Annotated in this window: 1 protein-coding gene; it reads right to left on the reverse strand. The window is 61.0% G+C overall.

Translation table 11 applies throughout. The annotated features are described in order from the left end of the window. Window positions 1–659: 659 nt before the first annotated feature. Window positions 660–800: a hypothetical protein gene (locus BLR02_RS30240; RefSeq protein WP_218128113.1), complete on the reverse strand. Its 141-nt coding sequence runs from the start codon at window positions 798–800 to the stop codon at window positions 660–662. Window positions 801–1335 lie beyond the last annotated feature (535 nt).

Here is a 1335-nt window from a genome sequence, read left to right on the forward strand (position 1 = left end):
ACCGTTACGGCGACGACCTCCTACACCACACCCAGGGACGCGACCCCGGACTGGGTCAGAGGCGACGAGGTTGAAGGATCTCGGATCACTCCAGCCAGTGCTTCCGGAAGGGCCGCCGGGCCTTGGCCCATGCCTCCCGTAATCCTTTCGCCGCCTCGTTCGCAACGGAGCCCAGACACCTTGCCTGCCGAGCGGTTCCCAACTCAGGGGTGAGTTGTTAGGGATTGGAATGCTGGACTGCAGAGCGGCTCGGCCGCCTAGTGGCTAGCTGAACCTGGCTGTGGATCAGCTGAAATGCGGCAACCCTGGCTCGACAGGATGCCGTCAGCGCGACGCAGGCTCAGCCCTTCGCGGCCACCATTCATCACCATGTAATGCTGCGTTGCACAAATTGAGTTGCGCTGCTTCCACAAACGCCTAAATTGCCAAGTGGGCAGCGACACAGCCGTGTCCTGCCTTTCTTGGACGTTTCCTCCCTAAACTCGGCGGCGCCTTCGGGTGCCGCCCTTTTTTTGGGCCATCGCTGGTTAATCAGCCAGCAAGGCTGGGCAGTTCGTACCAAAGGCAGCCATCTGCTGCAACAGAATTGCTGTTTCAGACATGGTACAGAGATATCAGTGCTGGACGTCCTGGTCGCGCGTCCGAATGGCCCATGCTGCTCAGCCTGGCTTCTGCATGTCTTTCGTTGGTGCATGCCTTGGCTGCCGCGCACCGGCGCCGAACTCGATTCGCCGGTAAATCCGCGTGGCAACGCTCTTTGGATAGACGCCCAGGGCGCAAGCCGCTTCGACATAGATCATTCATGGATGTCCGGGTCACTATCCGACATGCCGTCCCCAAAATCCTAGATCTGCCCGTTGGCGTTCCGCATATTGCTTTGGGCGACGGGCGGGACACTGGCCAGAACGGGTCCAGAGCCTCATTGGGACACACTCAGATCAATCTCAGGCCTGAGAGCGACGTCGCGCCCTGCCTGCACGCGCACAGCGCCATGGAGCGCATGGTGGATTCACCGCGTCCAGCACCTGGAATGGAGGATCCCATGTCTCGCTGGCTCGATCATCGGCCCAACCAGCGCCCATTCCGCATCTGTCGGGTCAGATGGGTAGCGCAGCCTATGCAATCCGCCGCTCGCAGATGTTCTGCTGTCCTCACCATCCTTAGCCCCGCGAGTCACCCGCAAGGCCAGCGAATCCCATCTGCTTCATGTGATTCAGTTCCTTTCCGGATGGGCTCTTACCTCGAGTTTGGCCATTTCCGGGGTGAGGCGGCGGAGCGGGCGACGGGCTAAGGTGGAGGCGTCCTGGCCAGAGGACCGCCCCCATGTTGACCCTG

The sequence above is a fragment of the Belnapia rosea genome, from assembly GCF_900101615.1.
Taxonomy (GTDB): Bacteria; Pseudomonadota; Alphaproteobacteria; order Acetobacterales; family Acetobacteraceae; genus Belnapia; species Belnapia rosea.